Source organism: Commensalibacter communis (genome assembly GCF_947179015.1).
Classification (GTDB): domain Bacteria; phylum Pseudomonadota; class Alphaproteobacteria; order Acetobacterales; family Acetobacteraceae; genus Commensalibacter; species Commensalibacter communis.
The window spans coordinates 863,905-883,710 of the sequence record NZ_CAMXCM010000001.1 but is presented as its reverse complement, the minus strand read 5'-3'; the positions used below and the strand labels follow the sequence as shown (position 1 = coordinate 883,710).

At 37.4% G+C, this 19,806-nt stretch carries 19 protein-coding genes and 1 pseudogene; 13 read left to right on the top strand and 7 right to left on the bottom strand.

What is annotated here, in order from left to right; translation table 11 throughout:
- Nucleotides 1-42: 42 nt before the first annotated feature.
- Nucleotides 43-1,332 carry a phosphopyruvate hydratase gene (gene eno, locus PQG54_RS04170; protein WP_271788732.1) on the bottom strand — a complete coding sequence of 430 codons (1,290 nt, stop codon included), beginning with the start codon at nt 1,330-1,332 and terminating at the stop codon, nt 43-45.
- Between the two features lie 215 nt (nt 1,333-1,547).
- On the opposite strand from eno, the gene PQG54_RS04165 reads away from it, so the two are divergent.
- Nucleotides 1,548-2,027 carry a DUF3429 domain-containing protein gene (locus PQG54_RS04165; protein WP_271788733.1) on the top strand — a complete coding sequence of 160 codons (480 nt, stop codon included), beginning with the start codon at nt 1,548-1,550 and terminating at the stop codon, nt 2,025-2,027.
- On the opposite strand, the gene kdsA is transcribed toward PQG54_RS04165, so the two are convergent.
- From kdsA to tpiA, 4 genes are read right to left on the bottom strand one after another with little or no spacing between them, the layout of a single operon-like run.
- The gene (gene kdsA / locus PQG54_RS04160; RefSeq protein ID WP_271788734.1) at nt 2,011-2,841 is read right to left on the bottom strand and encodes a 3-deoxy-8-phosphooctulonate synthase; all 831 of its coding nucleotides are present in this window, start codon (nt 2,839-2,841) and stop codon (nt 2,011-2,013) included. The two genes, PQG54_RS04165 and kdsA, sit on opposite strands and share 17 nt — an antisense overlap.
- Complete coding sequence (locus PQG54_RS04155) at nt 2,838-4,469, bottom strand: CTP synthase (RefSeq protein ID WP_271788735.1); 1,632 nt, start codon at nt 4,467-4,469, stop codon at nt 2,838-2,840. Before PQG54_RS04155 ends, kdsA begins: the two co-directional genes overlap by 4 nt.
- Nucleotides 4,470-4,524: 55 nt before the next feature.
- Nucleotides 4,525-4,878, bottom strand: coding sequence for a preprotein translocase subunit SecG (gene secG, locus PQG54_RS04150; RefSeq protein WP_271788736.1), 354 nt, complete (start codon nt 4,876-4,878; stop codon nt 4,525-4,527).
- Between the two features lie 47 nt (nt 4,879-4,925).
- Nucleotides 4,926-5,675 carry a triose-phosphate isomerase gene (gene tpiA, locus PQG54_RS04145; protein WP_271788737.1) on the bottom strand — a complete coding sequence of 250 codons (750 nt, stop codon included), beginning with the start codon at nt 5,673-5,675 and terminating at the stop codon, nt 4,926-4,928.
- Nucleotides 5,676-5,877: 202 nt separating this feature from the next.
- Between tpiA and PQG54_RS04140 the strand changes: the two genes are divergently transcribed.
- The 8 genes and pseudogenes from PQG54_RS04140 to PQG54_RS04105 all read left to right on the top strand — a co-directional run bounded on the left by PQG54_RS04140 (nt 5,878) and on the right by PQG54_RS04105 (nt 14,063).
- Nucleotides 5,878-7,800, top strand: coding sequence for a peptidylprolyl isomerase (locus tag PQG54_RS04140; RefSeq protein ID WP_271788738.1), 1,923 nt, complete (start codon nt 5,878-5,880; stop codon nt 7,798-7,800).
- 17 nt (nt 7,801-7,817) lie between these two features.
- A complete protein-coding gene (gene trpE / locus PQG54_RS04135) occupies nt 7,818-9,341 on the top strand; it encodes an anthranilate synthase component I (protein ID WP_271788739.1) in 1,524 nt (507 codons plus the stop codon).
- Between the two features lie 39 nt (nt 9,342-9,380).
- Nucleotides 9,381-9,962 (top strand): annotated as a pseudogene (locus tag PQG54_RS04130) (anthranilate synthase component II); the annotation flags it as partial.
- A gap of 6 nt (nt 9,963-9,968) precedes the next feature.
- Complete coding sequence (trpD, locus tag PQG54_RS04125; RefSeq protein WP_408869478.1) at nt 9,969-11,066, top strand: anthranilate phosphoribosyltransferase; 1,098 nt, start codon at nt 9,969-9,971, stop codon at nt 11,064-11,066.
- Nucleotides 11,067-11,081: 15 nt separating this feature from the next.
- A complete protein-coding gene (gene trpC / locus PQG54_RS04120; RefSeq protein ID WP_271788740.1) occupies nt 11,082-11,939 on the top strand; it encodes an indole-3-glycerol phosphate synthase TrpC in 858 nt (285 codons plus the stop codon).
- A 58-nt stretch (nt 11,940-11,997) separates the two neighbouring features.
- Nucleotides 11,998-12,933: a lipoyl synthase gene (gene lipA, locus PQG54_RS04115; RefSeq protein ID WP_271788741.1), complete on the top strand. Its 936-nt coding sequence runs from the start codon at nt 11,998-12,000 to the stop codon at nt 12,931-12,933.
- A 31-nt stretch (nt 12,934-12,964) separates the two neighbouring features.
- A complete protein-coding gene (locus PQG54_RS04110) occupies nt 12,965-13,417 on the top strand; it encodes a type II toxin-antitoxin system RatA family toxin (RefSeq protein ID WP_271788742.1) in 453 nt (150 codons plus the stop codon).
- Nucleotides 13,418-13,577: 160 nt separating this feature from the next.
- Nucleotides 13,578-14,063: a hypothetical protein gene (locus PQG54_RS04105; protein ID WP_271788743.1), complete on the top strand. Its 486-nt coding sequence runs from the start codon at nt 13,578-13,580 to the stop codon at nt 14,061-14,063.
- 67 nt (nt 14,064-14,130) lie between these two features.
- On the opposite strand, the gene PQG54_RS04100 is transcribed toward PQG54_RS04105, so the two are convergent.
- Together PQG54_RS04100 and PQG54_RS04095 are read right to left on the bottom strand one after the other, a co-directional pair.
- The gene (locus PQG54_RS04100; protein ID WP_271788744.1) at nt 14,131-14,628 is read right to left on the bottom strand and encodes a CinA family protein; all 498 of its coding nucleotides are present in this window, start codon (nt 14,626-14,628) and stop codon (nt 14,131-14,133) included.
- A 29-nt stretch (nt 14,629-14,657) separates the two neighbouring features.
- Nucleotides 14,658-16,667 (bottom strand): lytic transglycosylase domain-containing protein, encoded by a 2,010-nt coding sequence (locus PQG54_RS04095; protein WP_271788745.1) that lies wholly within the window; start codon nt 16,665-16,667, stop codon nt 14,658-14,660.
- A gap of 245 nt (nt 16,668-16,912) precedes the next feature.
- Here PQG54_RS04095 and purB point away from each other — a divergent pair, with 245 nt between their 5' ends.
- The 4 genes from purB (at nt 16,913) to PQG54_RS04075 (ending at nt 19,804) form a co-directional block, all read left to right on the top strand.
- A complete protein-coding gene (purB, locus tag PQG54_RS04090) occupies nt 16,913-18,268 on the top strand; it encodes an adenylosuccinate lyase (protein ID WP_271788746.1) in 1,356 nt (451 codons plus the stop codon).
- Nucleotides 18,269-18,401: 133 nt separating this feature from the next.
- On the top strand, nt 18,402-19,172 hold the full coding sequence (purC, locus tag PQG54_RS04085; protein ID WP_271788747.1) for a phosphoribosylaminoimidazolesuccinocarboxamide synthase: 771 nt from the start codon (nt 18,402-18,404) through the stop codon (nt 19,170-19,172).
- Nucleotides 19,173-19,415 (top strand): phosphoribosylformylglycinamidine synthase subunit PurS, encoded by a 243-nt coding sequence (purS, locus tag PQG54_RS04080; protein WP_271788748.1) that lies wholly within the window; start codon nt 19,173-19,175, stop codon nt 19,413-19,415.
- Entirely contained in the window at nt 19,412-19,804 is a 393-nt protein-coding gene (locus PQG54_RS04075) for a Rap1a/Tai family immunity protein (RefSeq protein ID WP_271788749.1), read from the top strand. Before purS ends, PQG54_RS04075 begins: the two co-directional genes overlap by 4 nt.
- Nucleotides 19,805-19,806 lie beyond the last annotated feature (2 nt).

Genomic DNA, 19,806 nt, shown 5'->3' with positions numbered 1-19,806 from the left:
ATCGGAAATAATCTAATTGTTCCGATTTTGTCAAGCATTTGATTACAAAATTTCTAATGCTTTAAATGCGTTACGACCAGCATATCTTGCTGCATTACCCAAATCTTCCTCAATTCTAATCAATTGATTATATTTGGCAATACGATCTGAACGAGACAAAGAACCAGTCTTGATCTGACCTGCATTGGTTGCCACAGCTAAATCTGCAATGGTTGCATCTTCTGTTTCACCTGAACGATGGCTGACTACCGTTGAATAACCATGACGATGAGCCAATTCCATCGCTCTGAATGTTTCAGTTAATGTTCCAATTTGGTTAACTTTAACTAACAAAGAATTTGCAATATTTTGTTTAATGCCCTTTGCAAGTCTTGTAGGGTTGGTAACAAATAAATCATCGCCAACAAGTTGGATTTTGTTTCCTAATTTTTGGGTCATTTCTGCCCAACCTTCCCAGTCATCTTCAGCACATCCATCTTCAGCTGAAATAATGGGGAAATTGTTACAAAGACCAACGATATAATCGACCATTTCGCTTGAGCTGAAGATTTTTCCTTCGCCAGTCATGTTATATCTGCCATCTTTATAAAATTCAGATGAAGCAAGATCTAAAGCTAATGAAATTTCTTCGCCAGGTTTATAGCCAGCTTTTTCAATCGCTTTCATGATATGTTCTAATGCTTCATGTGCAGACTTAAGGTTAGGGGCGAAACCACCTTCATCACCAACGCTCGTATTTAACCCTGCTGCATGTAAATCTTTTTTAAGCGCTTGGAAAACTTCTGCACCCATTCTGACAGCTTCAGCGATAGAAGATGCACCATGAGGAACAATCATAAATTCTTGAATATCAATAGGATTGTCTGCATGTTTACCGCCATTAACGATATTCATCATGGGAACTGGTAATACGTGAGAATAAGGAGAGCCAAGATAACGATATAAAGGAATACCTAATTCTTCAGCAGATGCCTTCGCAGTTGCCATTGAAACACCCAAAGTCGCATTCGCACCCAAACGACCTTTGTTTGGTGTACCATCGAGCTCAATCATCACTTCATCAACAAGCATTTGATCTAGTGATTCAATACCTACTAATGCTTCTAGGATTTCGCTATTAACATTATTAACAGCTTTTAAAACACCTTTACCAAAATAACGGTTTTTATCATCATCACGAAGTTCAACGGCTTCATGAACGCCAGTAGATGCACCAGAAGGTACTGCTGCACGTCCAACAACACCGCTTTCTAATTCAACATCAACTTCGATGGTTGGTGTGCCACGACTATCGAGAATTTCACGTGCTACGATGTCAATAATTGCACTCATTTTTTATCCTAACGTATAAAAGTGTTAAAAATTATCGAAAATAAAATCACATGAATCTAATATTGCTGAAACTTGATTATTAAGCAATATTAAAGCATATGTATTAGCAAAGGAACTTTGTTAAATGAGTATTACTATAGTTAAAAAATTATTTTTTTGCTAGATAGTCAATAATTTATTTTAGAAACATAATTATAAGTTTGAGGAATGATATAATGAAACAAATACCTCTTTTACCATTTTTACTGGGGGTATTATCACCTATTCCACTAGTGATGATGGTGTTAATAATGATGTTTTGTTCACCACAAACAATGTTACCTATATTATTACCAGCTTTCGTAGGATATGCGACAATTATATTGTCATTTATTGGAGGAATTAATTGGATTCTTTCGATGCAAAAACCCGTGATTTTGTTGGATAATAATGTTAACGCGATTGATAAAAAACGGTTATCGATCGCTGTGGTCCCTTGTTTATTTGGTGAATTGGCTATTATCTTAACTGCTTATCATAAATGGTCTATGGCCATATTATTTCTTATTATCGGGTTTGCAGTCACCTTATTTTTGGAAAGAAATTCCTATTTACCGACAGAGCAGCCCACTGGTTATCGAACGATGAGATGGCTAACAACATTTGTTATTCAGCTGTGCCTCATCGGTGCGGTAATTTCTAGAACTCCTTGGTAATCCGATCAATTTGAACCAGTTTATGCAAAAGTGCAGGTAAGTCATCTAATTTAATCATATTAGGACCATCACTTGGGGCATTGTCCGGATCTTCATGCGTTTCCACAAATAATGCAGCCACACCAACAGCCATAGCAGCTTTGGCAAGATAACTGACAAATTCACGTTGACCACCAGAAGAATTACCCATTCCACCAGGCTGTTGAACGGAATGAGTCGCATCAAATACAACGGGATATCCCGTTTGCGCCATAATCGGCAAACCGCGCATATCGCTGACTAATGTATTATATCCAAAAGAAGTTCCTCGATCACACAACAAGATTTTCTCGTTTCCTGAAGATGCAATTTTATCAGCAACATTTCTCATATCCCATGGAGCTAAAAACTGACCTTTTTTAACATTAATTACTTTATTTGTTTGTGCAGCAGCGATTAATAAGTCAGTTTGACGGCACAAAAAAGCAGGGATCTGCAAAATATCAGCGACCAAAGCCACTTTATCGCATTGCTCAGGTAAATGAATGTCCGTAAGAATCGGCAGTCCTAATTTAACCTTAACTTCATTCAATATTTCAAGGCCTTGTTCTATCCCAAGGCCTCGCTGAGTTTTTATGCTGGTGCGATTTGCTTTGTCAAAAGAACTTTTATAAATCAATCCAATATGTTGCTCTTCGCAAATCTCTTTCAATCTTTGTGCAGTTTTTAAAGCATGCTCCAGAGATTCAATCTGACATGGCCCTGCAATCAATGTAAAAGGAAGATTATTGGCGATGGTTAAAGAGCCAACTTGAACTGATTTATTCAAATTCATTTTGATTTTTCCTGTTTAATCGCAGCTTCAATGAAGCCCGAAAATAATGGATGAGGGGCAAATGGTTTTGATTTTAATTCTGGGTGATATTGCACCGCAATGAACCAGGGATGATTTTCATATTCGACCACCTCTGGCAACACTTTATCAGGGGAGAGACCAGAAAACTTTAATCCAGCACGTTCAATTTGTTCTTGATAATGTATATTAACTTCGTAACGATGGCGGTGACGTTCATGAATGGTCGTACTACCGTACATTGCCGCAACTTTTGAATCAGGTGTAAGCTCGGCAGTATATGCTCCAAGACGCATGGTACCCCCCATATTATCACCAGAATAACGACGCTTAACTTGTCCAGAATCAATCCATTCTGTTAATAAGCCGACTAGAGGTTCATCTGTCGGGCCAAATTCCGATGATGAAGCTTTAGGTAAACCAGCAAGATTTCTTGCACACTCAACCACAGCCATTTGCATACCAAAACAAATACCTAGAAACGGAATATTGTTTTCTCGAGCATAACGAATAGCTTTGATCTTACCTTCGCTACCTCGTTCACCAAATCCACCAGGAACCAAAATCGCATTTGAATTTACAAAAAAACTGCTTGTATCTTCTGAATCTTCTAAATCTTCAGCTTTGATCCAATTAATATTGACTTTGACTCTATGGGCTATGCCACCGTGAAGTAAAGCCTCGATCAAAGATTTATAACTATCGAGTAAAGCAGTATATTTACCAACAATTGAAACGGTTACTTCGCTTTCTGGATTTCTGAGCGCATCTAGAATTTTATACCATTTACTCAGATCTGGTTCTTTATCATAAGGAAGATTGAAATGACGAAGAACTTCTGTATCCAAACCTTCTTTATGATATTCGATTGGACAACCATAAATTGTATCTACGTCGAGTGCAGGGACTACAGACTCAGTTCTGACATTACAAAAATTAGCTATTTTTTGTCGTTCGTGCTTTGGTATAGTACGATCACAGCGACATAATAAGATTTGAGGCTGAATCCCAACATTTTGAAGCTCTTTAACTGAATGCTGCGTTGGTTTCGTTTTTAATTCGCCAGCAGAAGCAATCCATGGAACCAAAGTCAAATGCATGAAAAGCGTTTGCTCATTACCTAAATCATTTCGAAGTTGACGAATAGCTTCTAGGAAGGGTAGACTTTCGATATCACCAACTGTTCCACCGATCTCAACTAACATGAAATCAACTTCATCAGCATCTTGTAAAATAACTGATTTAATCGCATTGGTAATATGAGGAATGACTTGTACAGTTGCACCCAGATAGTCCCCACGTCGTTCACGCATCATGACATCTGAGTAAATTCGTCCAGAAGTTGCGTTATCATGACGTGTTGCATCAACCCCAGTAAATCGTTCATAATGCCCCAAATCTAGATCTGTTTCAGCACCATCATTCGTGACAAAAACTTCACCATGCTGATAAGGGCTCATGGTGCCTGGATCGACATTTAAATAAGGATCTAATTTTCTTAAACGAACAGAATAACCACGTGCTTGCAATAAACTTGCCAACGCAGCAGAGGCGATGCCTTTCCCTAATGAGGAAACCACACCACCAGTAATAAACACAAATCGCGTCATGAAGCCTTCTTTATATTGATCTAACTAGAGTTAATTATATAGATGTTAAATAAAATTATTTATTTGGTGTTGTTTTCTCAGTTTGTTGAGGCTGAGGTTGTGGTTGAGCAGCAGGTTTTGGTTGTGATTGACTTGTTTGTTGTGGAACGATATCTAAAAGACTTTTTCTTTTATCTTGTGCTTCATTTTTATATAAAATAGCAATAACGATACATAACACCATAAAAGCCGCTGCCAATATACCTGTGGTACGTGTTAACAAATTTGTTGTACCACGCCCAGTCATAAAAGAACCCATTCCTTGACTGCTTCCGATACCTAAACCACCACCTTCGCTACGTTGAATTAATACAACGCCAATCAATGCAAGAGTAACCAATAATTGTACAATTAGAAGAATAGTCATCATGTGTTTAGTATACTTTCACTAGCAGTCAAGAAAGAGATGTTTTTAAATTATATAAAATCTTGAGCAATTGTAACCAGTTGCAAGAAGTCTTCAGGAATTAAACTGACCCCACCAACTAATACACCACCCAGCTCGGGAATTGCAAAAATATCTTTTACATTATTTGGTTTAACTGATCCACCATATAATATAGGTGTTTTTTTACCATTTTCTCCGTATTGAGCAACAAGTTTTTCACGAATAAATAAAATCACTTCGGCAATATCTTCATTTTTGGCTGATACACCTGTGCCGATCGCCCATACGGGCTCGTATGCTACTAGACCGTTAAAATGTTCAGGCAACGATCCTTTGATTTGATTAGCAATGACATCTTTATACTGATTAGAGTCTCGTTCTTCTTTGGTTTCACCAATACAAACAATCGGTAATAATCCAGATTTATAAGCAGCGACAGCTTTTTTATTAACGAGTTCATTGCTCTCTTTATGTTCAGCTCTGCGTTCAGAATGACCCAATATCACATATTCTGCGCCAACATCTTTTAACATGGCAGCAGAAATATCCCCCGTATAAGCACCTTTTTCAGCGATATGACAATCCTGAGCACCTAATGCATAAGGGGTGTTCTTAACATGTTTGCGAATATGATAGAGTTGCGTAAAGGGAGGGCAGATAACTGTTGGCGCAAAATTTTGATTTTGTTCAGCATAAGTCAATAAAACAGACACAATATGATCTGCTTCTTCTGATAAGCCATTCATTTTCCAATTGCCAATAATGATTGGTTTAGCCATATTAAATGCTCCCTAAATGAATAATTACTTTATATTGGATTATAAAGGTTCGATTTATAATCAAAAGATGTTATCATACAATATATTATTTTGGTATAATTCAAAAGCTATAACATTTTTTTTGCAGCTTAATCATATATAGGTTATTGCTACATAATTACAGAGTATTTAATTCGTCTTTAAATTATTTAGGTTACGTTACATGTTGTCTCGGTTAAGACATTTACTTATTGATTCATGGTTTGGGCGCGTCATCGTTGGCCTTATCTTTCTTGTATTTATCAGTTGGGGTGCCGAAACTATTATCGACACTTGGTCTCATCGAGATAACAATGTTGTGGCTTGGGTTGGTGATAAAACCATCACATTGCAACAACTAGATTCGGCAGCAAGCATGCAACTGCAACAATATGCTGCACAACAAGGATTTTCTGATAAATCCCAAATTCCTAACGGCGTAAGAGCAAGATTGGTTGATCAAGCTTTGCAAAAATTGATTATCGAAGATAATTTAATTGTTACAGCAGAAAAGTCAGGACTAGCTGTTTCCGATGAAGCACTGCGAAATCTAGTATTTTCTTTTCCCGCTTTTCAAAAAGATGGCAAATTTGATCGGGAGTTGTTTAATCAATATATCAGACAAACTAACCAGACCGAAGTTCAATTTCTGGAAATGTTGCGTAATCAACTAATCATATCTGGCCTGACAGTTCCTCTCGTTTCTGGAGCTTCAGCATCAGATATTATGGCTAAAAATATCTTTGCCTTCAGCAACGAAACAAGACAACTAAATTATATCCAAGTGCCGTTTAATACTTATAAACCTGATGCTAATCCATCAGATGCAGTATTAAAAAGATATTATGAAAATCATTTGTCAGAATTTACTGTTCCTGAGTATAGAAAGATCAAATTAATTTTTATTTCACCTGAAACAGTCCAAAAAGGGGTGGAAATATCTGACCAACAGGTTTCACAATATTACAATTCTAGAAAAAAAGAATTCCAAAAAGCAGAGTCAAAGAACCTTGAAATTGTAACAGTCAAAGATCAAAAAGCTGCTGAAAATATTGCAGCTTCATGGGGCAAAGAAACTTGGGAAAATATTCAAAAACAAGCACAGCAAAATAGTGGTTTTGCAACCACAATACCTGAATTTACCCCCCAATCTTCTCCCTCAGTAGAGTTGGCTAATGCTGTACAAAAAGCTGCTGTAAATACAGTATCTGCACCCGTTAAAACCCCTATGGGTTGGAGTGTTTTCAAGGTCACTGGGATTGTGCCGCCTCATGAAATTGCGTTGGACCAAGTCAAAGATCAACTTAAATCAGAACTTGTTCAATCCCAGTCAAAACAAGATTTCCCCAATAATATCAAAAAAATCCAAGATGTATTAGCAGGAAGCCAAGGGCTTGATGAAGATCAATTGAGTAAATTAGGTGGTTTGGGCATAATTGCTGTTACAGGAACGTTAAATGAACAAGGCCTAACATTACAAGGAAATCCAGCTCCACTTCCTTCTGATGAAAAGGTTAAAAAAACAATGCTCGTTAATATTTTCTCAAAAGCAAAAAATGCTCCAGCATCTTTGATCCTAGGTGAGAATAATATTTACTATGCGTTCGTTGTTGAGGATATTGTACCAGCACACCAAGAAGCATTTGATAAAGCCAAAGATTTAGTATTACATTCATGGCAACAGCAAAATATTAAAAGACAAGCAAATATTGCTGCAACAGCGGTCTTTAAACAAGCCCAAGATAATCGTAAACCTATTCAAGATTTAGGAATGCAACAATTTCCAATCAAAGTGAGTGAGTCTTTTTCACGCCTTAATCCATTGAAAACTCTACCACCAGAATTGCAATCTCAAGCATTTTCAATGCAGATTGGACAAACGACAATGGTAGAATCTCCCGACAGTTTTTATGTTGCGTCATTAAGTAATATTACAACACCAGCCCCCAAAGATAACTCTTCTGCTTATAAAGAGCTTAAAGATAATTTAATACAAGCTAATGGGGATGATATTTATTCAAGTTTTGTTATTTTCGTGAATAAACAAGGCAAAGTTGACGTTAATCAAAAAGCCGTTGATGCAATTGTTAAACAGGGTAATTATTAAAAAAGGACTATATTTCAGTGTCTTACGATGATTTTATTATAAATAAAAAACAGACAGTAATTTATACTGCAAAATCAGCTGATCTCATTACGCCTGTTTCTGCTTTTTTGCAATTATCTGCTATCGCAGGGGAAGATCCAAAGAATATTTTCTTGCTTGAAAGTGTACAAGGGGGCGTATCAAGAGCACGTTATTCTATCATTGGATTATTGCCTGACGTTATTTGGAAATGTAAGCAAGGGAAGGTGTCTATCAATACAGACCCATTGAATCATCCTGACCAATTTATAGCGCAAGATATTCATCCTATTCAATCCCTTCAACGCTTTATTGCAGACAGTCAACTGAATATTCCTGAAGATATTCCTCCTATGGTAGGGGGTATATTTGGTTATTTGGGCTATGATATGGTCAGACAAATGGAGCATTTACCGAACCCTCCAAAGAATGATTTGAATTTACCTGAAGGGATTATGGTTAGGCCTTCTATCTTTGCAATCTTTGACACCGTTCTTGATGAACTGACATTAGCAGCCCCATTAAGAGGAAAAACAGCTGAAGAACAAGAGCGGGCGAAAAAACTTCTTGAAAAAGCACAAGCAGCACTAAACGAGCCGTTGCCTTCAGATAAAAAAATTGATAAAGCCTCAATCAAACATTCTGAGACACCTATTTCGACTTTTACCAAAGATGAGTTCAAACAAGCCGTTGACAAAATTAAAGAATATATTTTTGAAGGGGATGCTTTCCAAGTTGTACCCAGCCAACGCTTTTCAATACCATTTACATTACCGCCCATCGCTTTATATCGCTCCTTGAGAAAGATTAATCCAGCACCATTTCTATTTTGCTTACAATTGGAAAATTTTGCTTTGGTAGGATCATCGCCTGAAATCCTCGTTCGGCTTCGCGATGGAACAGTTACCGTTAGACCATTAGCGGGCACTCGTCCAAGAGGGAAAACTCCAGAAGAAGATTTGCAATTAGAACAAGATTTATTAGCCGATCAAAAAGAATTGGCCGAACATTTAATGCTTATTGATTTGGGTCGTAACGATGTTGGTCGAGTGAGTGAAATTGGTTCTGTAAAAGTAACAGAACAATTCGTTATTGAACGATTTAGTCACGTGATGCATATTTCCTCGAATGTCGAAGGAAAACTGAAAGAAAATCTGACTGCATTAGACGCTTTGATTGCTGGATTTCCTGCTGGCACTTTAACAGGAGCTCCGAAAATTAGAGCAATGGAAATCTTGGATGAAATTGAACATACACAACGCGCAACTTATGCGGGATGTATTGGATATTTTGGAGCTGATGGCAGTATGGATACTTGTATCGGTCTACGAACCGCCTTAATCAAAGATGATACGATGTATGTGCAGGCAGGCTGTGGTGTCGTTGCAGATAGTGACCCTGAAGCTGAGTATGAAGAAACAAGACATAAAGCCAGAGCTTTGTTCCGTGCCGCTGAAGATGCACATTTATTTGTTCCCAATATTGACCCCAAAGCAAATAAATCCAATATAGTAACAGAATGAATAATTTAACATGCAGATTTTATTGATTGGCAGTGCCACATGATTTTATTTATTGATAATTATGATAGTTTTACCTATAATCTTGTCCAGTATTTTGGAGATTTAGGACATGAGTGTCAGGTTTATCGCAATGATGCGATTACTGTTAAAGAAGCGATTGAATTAAAACCTGAAGCGATTGTTATTTCACCTGGACCATGTAGCCCTTCAGAAGCAGGAATTTGTTGTGATTTAATTAAAGCAGCTGCACCAACTATTCCTATACTAGGCGTATGCCTTGGACATCAAGCGATTGGTCAGGCTTTTGGTGCAAAAGTTGTTAAAGAAAATCCTGCACATGGTAAAATATTCCCTATATTTCACACGGGTGAGGGTGTTTTTAAAGGATTAAAAAATCCTTTGAGAGTGACCCGATATCATTCTTTAGTAGTGCAAATGGATACATTGCCAGATAGCTTTTTACCAACAGCTTTTACAGAAGACCGTATTTTAATGGCTTTTCAACATAAAGAATTGCCGATACACGCTGTACAATTTCATCCTGAAAGTATTGCTTCCGAACAAGGACATGAACTTTTACAAAACTTTATTGATACTGCAAAAGAATGGAATAAAAAAAAAGCCTTAATTGAGAAAGAGGCTTTACCTTTCTTATTTACACCGATTTTACAAAAATCTCTGCATGGAGAAAGTTTTTCTCTTTGTGAAACAACAGAGATTTTTGATGCTATTTTATCAGGCGCCGTTTCTGATACTCAGATTGCTGCGTTTTTGATGGCATTGCGCATGCGTGGGGTCACGATAGAAGAGCTTGAAGGTGCAGTAAGATCTATGCGGCACCAAATGTTGCCTATTATACCATCAGACCCATTGACCATGGATGTATGTGGAACAGGTGGAGATGGTCAAAGCACATTAAATATTTCCACAGCAGTCAGCTTTGTTCTGGCTGCTATGGGTATTTCAGTCGCAAAACATGGCAATCGTGCTCAATCTTCAAGATCAGGTGGAGTTGACGTCTTAGGAGCCTTAAATATTAAGCCTCAAACAGATTTAACCGTCCTAAAACAACATCTTGACGAATATAAGCTCTCTTTTCTGTCGGCTTTTGTGCATCACCCAGCGTTAAATAAAATAAATGTCGTTCGAAAAGAATTAGGTATTCGAACCATATTTAACCTGTTGGGTCCTTTATCAAACCCAGCAAATGTAAAATATCAAATGATTGGCGTTTACGATTCCAAATGGTTAACACCTTTCGCACAAGTTCTTCAAAATTTAGGGTCTGAAAGAGCATGGGTTGTTCATGGTCTTCTGGACGAAAAAGAACAAGAACAAGGCGTAGATGAAATCACCTTAGCCGGACCTTCTAAAATAATGGCTTTGGAAGATAATAAAATTACTGCTGTAACTTTATCAACCCAAAACATACAGGCTGCTGGTTTACAACTTGCACCTTTATCAGCTATTTCAGGGGGTTCACCAAAAGAAAATGCAGCTTCTATGCTTGCATTATTTAATGGTCAAAAGGGTGCTTATCGTGATACTGTATTGATTAATACGGCTATTGCACTACATATTGTAAAAGATTATTCTTTAATCAATTCACATGGAGAAATCGATCCAACTATCTTAAAAGGGTTAGTCTCCAAAGCGGCTGAAACGATTGATAATGGTGCTGCTTTATCGCTATTACATAAGATTCAGCAAAGAAATTCAATTTAAACATTAGTTATTATTATGAATGACATATCCAAATCCGATCCCGTTCTGAACGCAATTTTACAATCTGAAAGTGAGTTATCAGATGTTTTGGTTCAAATTTGCGCCAGGACAAGAGCAGAGACAGAGCAAAAAGCAAAAATTAAACCTTTAAAAGAAATTGCAGAAGAAGCTAAGTCTAAAAAAACACCAACACGTGGATTTGCCCGCGTATTAAAAGAAAAAATGGCAAAAGGACAAATGGGGCTGATCGCTGAATGTAAAAAAGCTTCTCCTTCAGCTGGTGTTATCCGTCAAGAATATGACCCAGCGATGATTGCTGTACAATATGAAAATGCAGGCGCAAGTTGTTTATCTGTATTAACAGAAACTGGTTATTTTTACGGTAATAACGAAGATTTGAAAATCGCCAGGGATGCCTGTTCTTTACCTGTTTTACGCAAAGATTTTATACTTGAACCATGGCAAGTCTATGAAAGCCGTGTCATTGATGCGGATTGTATTTTGTTAATTTTGGCTGCCTTAAAGGATCAAGAAGCAAGCGAATTAGTTGAGCTAGCAAAATGTCTTGAACTCGATGTTTTGGTTGAAGTTCATAATGAAGAAGAGTTAAACCGAGCATTAGCCTTGGATGTATGTTTGATTGGTATTAATAATCGAAATTTAAGAACGCTCCAAACTGATATAGCCGTGACTGAGGCTTTATCCCCATTAGTCCCACCTGATCGCATTATCGTTTCAGAAAGTGGTTTAAAAACTTTTGATGATATTCGCAGAGTTCAAGCCGTGGGTGCAAGTGCCGTATTGGTAGGGGAAAGTCTATTATCACAACAAAATGCAGGAGCAGCAGTAAGGAATTTGCTTGGTTTAGTCTAAATTGTTCTTTATATTATTTGTAAACTAGTTCCAAAAATAGTTTACAAGGAAGTTATACATGACGTTCAGACGAATTCTTGTGCAACATGAACGAAAACAATCGGCAACTCTTTTACCCAAACCAAGCTGGATAAAAGTTAAAGTAAGTCAATCATCTGTTTTTAATGAAACAGATGATTTAGTAAAAAAACATCAACTTAATACAGTTTGCACAGAAGCCGCATGTCCCAATATTGGTGAGTGTTGGACTAAACGTCATGCAACCATCATGATATTGGGCAGTATTTGTACCAGAGCTTGCGCGTTTTGCAACGTGGCGACAGGAAAGCCTTCTCCTGTCGATTTAGAGGAGCCAATTCGTACCGCCTTAATGGTAAAGAAGTTAAATCTTCGCCATGTTGTAATTACTTCTGTTGATAGAGACGACTTAAAAGATGGTGGCGCACAGCATTTTGCAAATGTGATTAACGAAATTAGAAAACTATCACCATCTATTACAATCGAAATTTTAACGCCAGATTTTTTAAGAAAAGAAGGGGCGTTAATAACAATTTCTTCTGCTCAGCCAGATGTATTTAATCACAATATGGAAACAGTTCCTAGATTATACCCGTCCATTCGTCCTGGTGCGCGGTATTTTCAATCATTGCGAATTCTATATGAAATGAAACAGTACCAACCAAATGTTTTCACAAAATCGGGGATGATGTTGGGATTAGGAGAAAGTAAAGAAGAAATTCTGCAAGTTATGGATGATTTACGTTGTGCACAGGTAGATTTTTTAACTCTGGGGCAATATTTACGTCCAACATTGAAACATGCAGAAGTAAAACAATATATTACTCCAGATGAATTTGAAGAATTTAGTCATATTGCGAAATCAAAAGGATTTTTGATGGTAAGCTCTTCGCCGTTAACACGTTCATCTTATCACGCTGATGAAGACTTTAAAATTTTACAAATCAAACGACAATCAACGCATTTATCAAATTAGAATTATTAAAAAAAGTTAAAGAAGAATTTATATGCCTACTCATGCTGAAAAACGTATTATAACTTATAGTCCTGAACAAATGTTTGATTTGGTTGCAGCAGTTGATTTATATCCCGAATTCCTACCTTGGTGTACAGGTGCCAGTATTCGTTATAAAGATAAAGGATTGTTATTAGCCGATCTAAAAGTAGGATTTGGTCCATTCAAAGAGGTATTCGGCAGTCGTGTGGATTTATTCAGAGAAGAAAATAAGATCGTTGTTACATATGATCGTGGACCATTAAAATATTTAAGCAATCAATGGCTGTTTTTACCAGATCCACAGGGATGTATGATTGATTTTTTTGTGGACTTTGAATTTAGATCCAAAATCATGCAAAAGGCGATGGGACTTGTTTTCAATGAAGCTGTACAAAAAATGGTGACTGCGTTTGTCAAAAGAGCTGATTTCTGTTATGCTGACAGTTACAAAAAGGCACAGTAATACATAAAAAATATATTTGGTAAATATTCAGCTACCTACTTGTAATTTTTTAGTGTTATAACTACATCTGTAACAATCGTTTTTTGTTCAACAATAGAATAAATTGGTATATATCATTTTATAATATTAATTTTTCTTAATATTAAGTAAGAGGTTAATTATGAATTCTAGTTTCAAACTATCCCTTTTTGCTGCAGCATTGGCATTTGCTGTTCCAAATATTGCAATGGCTGCGACAGCTCAGCATCAAGACGCTCATAAATACTACAAAGGGCATCGTCATAGCAAAAAAGTTACAAAACATAACAAAAAAAATGGTGCTAACCAACAAGCTATGCAAGGTGACCAAGAAACAGCTGATTTGAATGCACGTAGCTTACAAGCAGTCCAAACAGTAAATAACGGCGGTAATCCTAGTGCTGTTCAACAAGTTGTTCCAAATCCAGAAATGCAATTACCTCCAAGCGCAAGAGTGCCATTGTCAGGCAATCAAACTACAAGAACATTGAACGGCGACAGTTTGCAAGATGCAACACGTGTGAATAATGGCCGCGTTGTTGTTGCACCAGGCACAGGAAATACAGTTGCTCCTCCAGCAGCACCAGGTGCAGTAAATCCAAATAACATGCCTCCTGCACAATATTAATTGTTACTAAAACTATAATAAGAAAGGCCTCTTTATCTTAATGATGAAGAGGCCTTGTTATTTATCATTAGAACAAACGTAACATTAATTTTATAGCCTGGATAATTGTCTTCAGCCTTATCTCATCTCTATTTCCAGAAAAATGATATTGATGAGCAGTGGCTTGTTGTTTATCTTTCTGTAATGCTATCCATACAAGCCCAATATTACTGTTACCAGAAGGATCAGGTCCAGCAAAACCAGTAACCGCTACAGCGATATTGGCCATCGGAGCCTTTCGCAACGCTCCTATTACCATTTCAAGAGCGACTGGTTCACTGACTGCACCAAATTTTTCCAAACTTTCTTGTTTGACACCTAAAATAGCTGCTTTCATCTCGTTGGAATAGGTAACAAAACCACCTTCTATATAAGCAGAGGATCCTGGTAAATCTGTTAAATAACCGCTCATTAAACCCGCAGTGCAACTTTCTGCTGTGACTAATTTTAGGTTAGATTTTAGGCAGAAAAGTGCAAATTCAGAGCATAAAGAGGATAATTGATGCTTTAAATAATCATTATTCATAATGTTTATCCTCTTGATATTACATATTTTTACTGATTAATTTTGGTTTGATAAATAATGGTATTTTCGATCACTCTTTGCACGTAATTTCTTGTTTCAGTATAAGGAATTTGCTCTATCCAATCAATTAATTGATTTTGTGCATCAGGATTACTGGCGGGGTCACCATATTGAGCAATCCATTGTTTTACACGATTAGGCCCACCATTATATCCAGCAACAGCATAAGGAATGACATTATTAAAACGAACTAGTAACTTTTCTAAATAAGCAGTTCCTAATTTAATATTATTGTCTGGCACGACTAAATTACCGGGTGCCCCCATTTTGGCTGGTAAACCGATTTGCACTGCAACTTCTCTGGCTGTTGAAGGCAATAGTTGCATTAAACCATAAGCATTCGATGGGCTGACGATAACAGGATTAAAACTGCTCTCTTGTCTCATCACACCCAGCTCTAGTCCTGACGGCAGGCTTGAGGCTGGAATAGTATAGGGACGGGGCCAGCCATCTTTTAATAGAACAACCCCTTTGGCTCCTGAATAACGTGCTATTGTTACGGCATCATCGGCTAAACCCATTTGATTAGAGATGCGGGCATTCATAGCTTGTTCTACCGTTGAAGAACTTATTTTGTTTTGCGCGAGCATAAATGGCCGTGCATGAGCCAAATCATTTTGTTCAACTAATATCTGAGCAGCTCTAATTAATTCATTGTTTTTAAAAGAGTTTAACTCTGACGAAGACCATGAAGGCTCTTTTATAGTTGATAGATATTTGGTAATCGCGTTAGAGATCAAGGACGGATTTAAAATCACACTTCCATTATGAATATTTTCAAGCTCTGCAATCGCCATCTGGCCATAAAAAGTGGTTGGATATTGCGCTGCTTGCTGCCAAGTTTGCTTTGCTGAGGATGCATTATTCATATCTTGATAAGCACGACCCAACCAATAGTAACCTCGACTGGTCGTAATAACAGAACTTGCCTGTGTTAACTTCTTGAAATAACCAACTGATTCTGAAGCTTTATTTAATTTTCTTAACGCGATCCAGGCTGCTAAAAACGTTGAATCATACTCACAGCTATTATTATTACATGCATCAACGGATGCCAGAGCATAGGCGGTTTTATTATCACCATTATCCAGCAAAGAGTGAATTAAACTATTTCTCTCAATCCAAAAACGCTTCTGATCGGAATTACGTTCAACTTGTAACCCTACATCTTGCCATAATTTTGCAGCTTCATCATTTCGATTTTGAGTTCTTAACCAACGCAATCGCGCATAAACTAAACCAGGGCTTTTTAATTCGGAAGCGCTTAAGGTAGATATCAGATTTTCGGCTGTGGGTTGTTGTCTACGTAAAGACAATATGGCTGAGGCGATTTTTTGTTCGGATGGTTGTAAATACTGTATTTGTTGCGATGCTGCGGATAAAAGGCCTCGAGATTCAAGCATATTAAATCTTTCCCATTGGTCTTGGGCTGTAAAATGACTTGAAAAAACAGACGCTACAGTTTGTGCATCAGTCGTTTTAGTAATGGTATGTGTCCAAGCATATTTTGCTTGTTGAATAAGATGACTGCTTATTTTCGATTGTTGAGCACAAAAACTCAGCGCATCTGCGGTCGTAATGGACTGATTTTGACAAATTTGATCTATAATATTTTTATCTGTTTCTGTTAGTAATGCTTGTTGCATTCTTTTTGAAAAGATTGGTTGATTCGGCCAGGTTGGGTTTTTGCTCATAAATTGAGCATAAGTTTCGGCATCTCCACCATTAGGTTGCAAAAGTTGTAAGTATAAATTAATCTTTTCCTGCACCGTCGCATCAGCAGCCAAACCAAGACCAGCAGTTCCACTTTTAACTGAAAATGCTTGTGGGATTTTAGAATATAAAGAAGGAGTGTCCTGAGGTTGTGTCGCAGGTTGAGATTTAACAGGATCACTGCTGCTGCATCCAACCATAGCAATTGAAAATACGCTCAAAACAGTGGTAAAATTAAAAAAAGACTTTAATGTTGAAATGTTCATTTAGAAAATCAGCCTAGATGGAAATGAATAACGATCGTAAATGCTTCGTGCCACAAATGATGATATGACCTGTAGGTTGTCCAGATTATACTATTTTAAAATCATGGTTAAAATAAGTATAGGAAAGATTGTTAAATTTTATCCCATAAATATTTATTGATTGAAATATAAATTTCTGGATGAAAGCTATAAAAATTGTGATATAACCTTTTTTTAAGCTATCGACATAGAAAGGAACGACGGGGATGATACCGCGTTATAGCCGCCCTATAATGACTGCGATTTGGGCACCTGAAAATCGTTATCGTATTTGGTTTGAAATCGAAGCACTAGCCTGTGAAGCCATGGCTAAATATGACTTTATCCCTAAAGAATCAGCAAAAAACATTCGTGAAAATGGCGATAAAGCCATGGCTAAGTTTAATGCTGACGATGTTGCTAAGATTGACGCAATTGAAGCAAAAGTACGTCATGATGTTATTGCATTTTTAACATGGCTTGCTGAAAATATTGGCGAAGATAGTCGTTTTGTCCATATGGGCATGACTTCATCTGACGTGTTAGATACATGTCTATCCGTGCAATTAACACAAGCTGCTGATATTTTATTAGAAGATTTGGATAGAGTGTTAGAAGCATTAAAAAATCGTGCTTTCGAACATAAATATACGTTAACCATTGGACGTAGCCACGCTATTCATGCAGAGCCTGTGACTTTTGGTTTGAAATTGGCTGGATATTACGCAGAATTTGCGCGCAACAAAGCTCGTTTATTACAAGCTCGTCAAGAAATTGCGACTTGTGCTATTTCTGGTGCTGTCGGAACTTACGCTCACATTGATCCAAGAATTGAAACTTATGTTGCCAAGAAACTTGGTCTAAGCGCAGAACCTGTATCAACCCAAGTTATTCCTCGTGATCGTCATGCAGCTTTCTTTGCGACATTAGGCGTCATCGCCAGTTCTATTGAACGTTTAGCAATCGAAATCAGACATCTTCAACGCTCTGAAGTTCGTGAAGCAGAAGAATATTTCCATCCCGATCAAAAGGGATCTTCTGCAATGCCACATAAACGCAATCCAGTATTGACAGAAAATTTAACAGGCTTGGCTCGTATTGTCCGCTCACACGTCGTTCCTGCGATGGAAAATGTTGCTTTATGGCATGAACGCGATATTAGTCATTCTTCCGTAGAACGAATGATTTGTCCTGATGGCACGATTACGCTTGATTTCGCTTTAAACAGATTAGCCAGCGTTATTGAAAAAATGGTTGTTTATCCAGAACGTATGCAAGAAAATATCGAAAGCCTTGGTGGTGTTGTTCATTCTGGTGAAGTATTGCTAGCACTTGCCCGTGCTGGATTATCAAGAGAACAATCTTATCGCATCGTGCAACGTTCTGCGATGGAAACTTGGACAAAACTGGGTAAACCTGAAGGTAAAAGCTTTAGAGAGAACTTAGAAAACGATCCAGAAATTATGGGTCGCATAGATTCTTCGATCTTAGACAAAGCTATGGACGGCAGTATGCATGTTCAAAACCTGGATCACATTTATCAAAATGTATTTGGTGAAGCTGGTCCTGGCTCACAGAATTAATTATCTTTGATAAAATAGCTTGTAAATCAAGCTATTCTGTCAATATGATATCTATGATATTAAATAATAGAACATATTCCGTTTGATATTATTTAATTGTTACAACTTTATTACGATATATTAAGGGACGATTATGACCCGCCGTCGACAAATTTATGAAGGTAAGGCAAAAATCCTCTATGAGGGGCCAGAACCTGGAACAATTGTTCAATATTTCAAAGATGATGCCACTGCTGGAAATGGTGCCAAAAAAGGAACTATTACAGGAAAAGGTGTTTTAAATAATCGCATCAGCGAATATTTAATGACACAAATCGAAGATATTGGCATTCCGACCCACTTTGTTCGTCGTTTAAATATGCGCGAACAGTTGGTCAAAGCGGTTGAGATTATTCCTCTGGAAATCGTTGTTCGGAACGTTGCTGCTGGCAGTATTGTTAAACGTTTGGGATTAGAAGAGGGGCTACGTTTACCACGTCCTTTGGTAGAATATTACCTTAAAAATGACGATCTTAATGATCCGTTGGTATTAGAAGATTACATCACGGCATTTAATTGGGCAACCGTTCAAGAAATGGATGAAATCGTTACTTATACACTCAGAATTAATGATTTCTTAAGTGGGTTACTTCTTGGTGTTGGTATCAAATTGATTGATTTCAAACTGGAATTTGGCAGATTTTGGAAAGATGATGAATCTCACATCGTTTTGGCTGACGAAATTTCCCCCGATAATTGTCGCTTTTGGGATATTGAAAGCGGCGAAAAACTGGACAAAGATCGTTTCCGTCGAGATTTAGGTAAAGTTGAAGAAGCCTATCAAGAAGTGGCACGTCGTTTAAAAATTATACCAGAATCAAATATTGAATCCCTTAAAGGTAAAGAAGGCTTGGAGAGTATCTAAATGAAAGTTCGTTTAATTATTATGCTAAAGCAAGGGGTTTTAGATCCTCAAGGCAAAGCAATTAATCATGCTCTACATAATTTGTCTTTTCAGGAAGTTCAAGACGTTCGCGTCGGTCGCGTTATTGATTTAGAAGTTACAGAAACATCCCCAGAAAAAGCGAAAGCAAGAGCTACTGAAATGGCTCAGCAACTTTTGGCGAATGGCGTGATTGAGGACTTCCAAGTTGAGGTTTTGGCATGAATACAAAAATAGCCTTTCTTTTGGCTGGCTTTGGATTGATGGCTGTATCTGGCGCTCAATCTGCGTTGGCTCAAAGAGTAACACCATTGCAATCTGGGAAATTTTTGCAAATTTGTAAAAATACAAAATCTTTGCAAGCCTGTGATGCTTATATCAGTGGGATCGCAGATTCTGTAGCATACTCCAAAATGTTTGCAAAGAATCAAGGAGATGCTAGTGCGCCTGCTGGTTTTTGTATTGCAACCAATGTTTCTGGTAAAGAAATGAGAAGCAAAGTGATTGCTTGGATGACTGCTCATTCAGACCAATTATCTCAACCTGCTGGAGCATCTGTATTTACGGCATTGCATGATGCTTATCCATGTCCTTCTACGAAAAATGGAAAATAGAT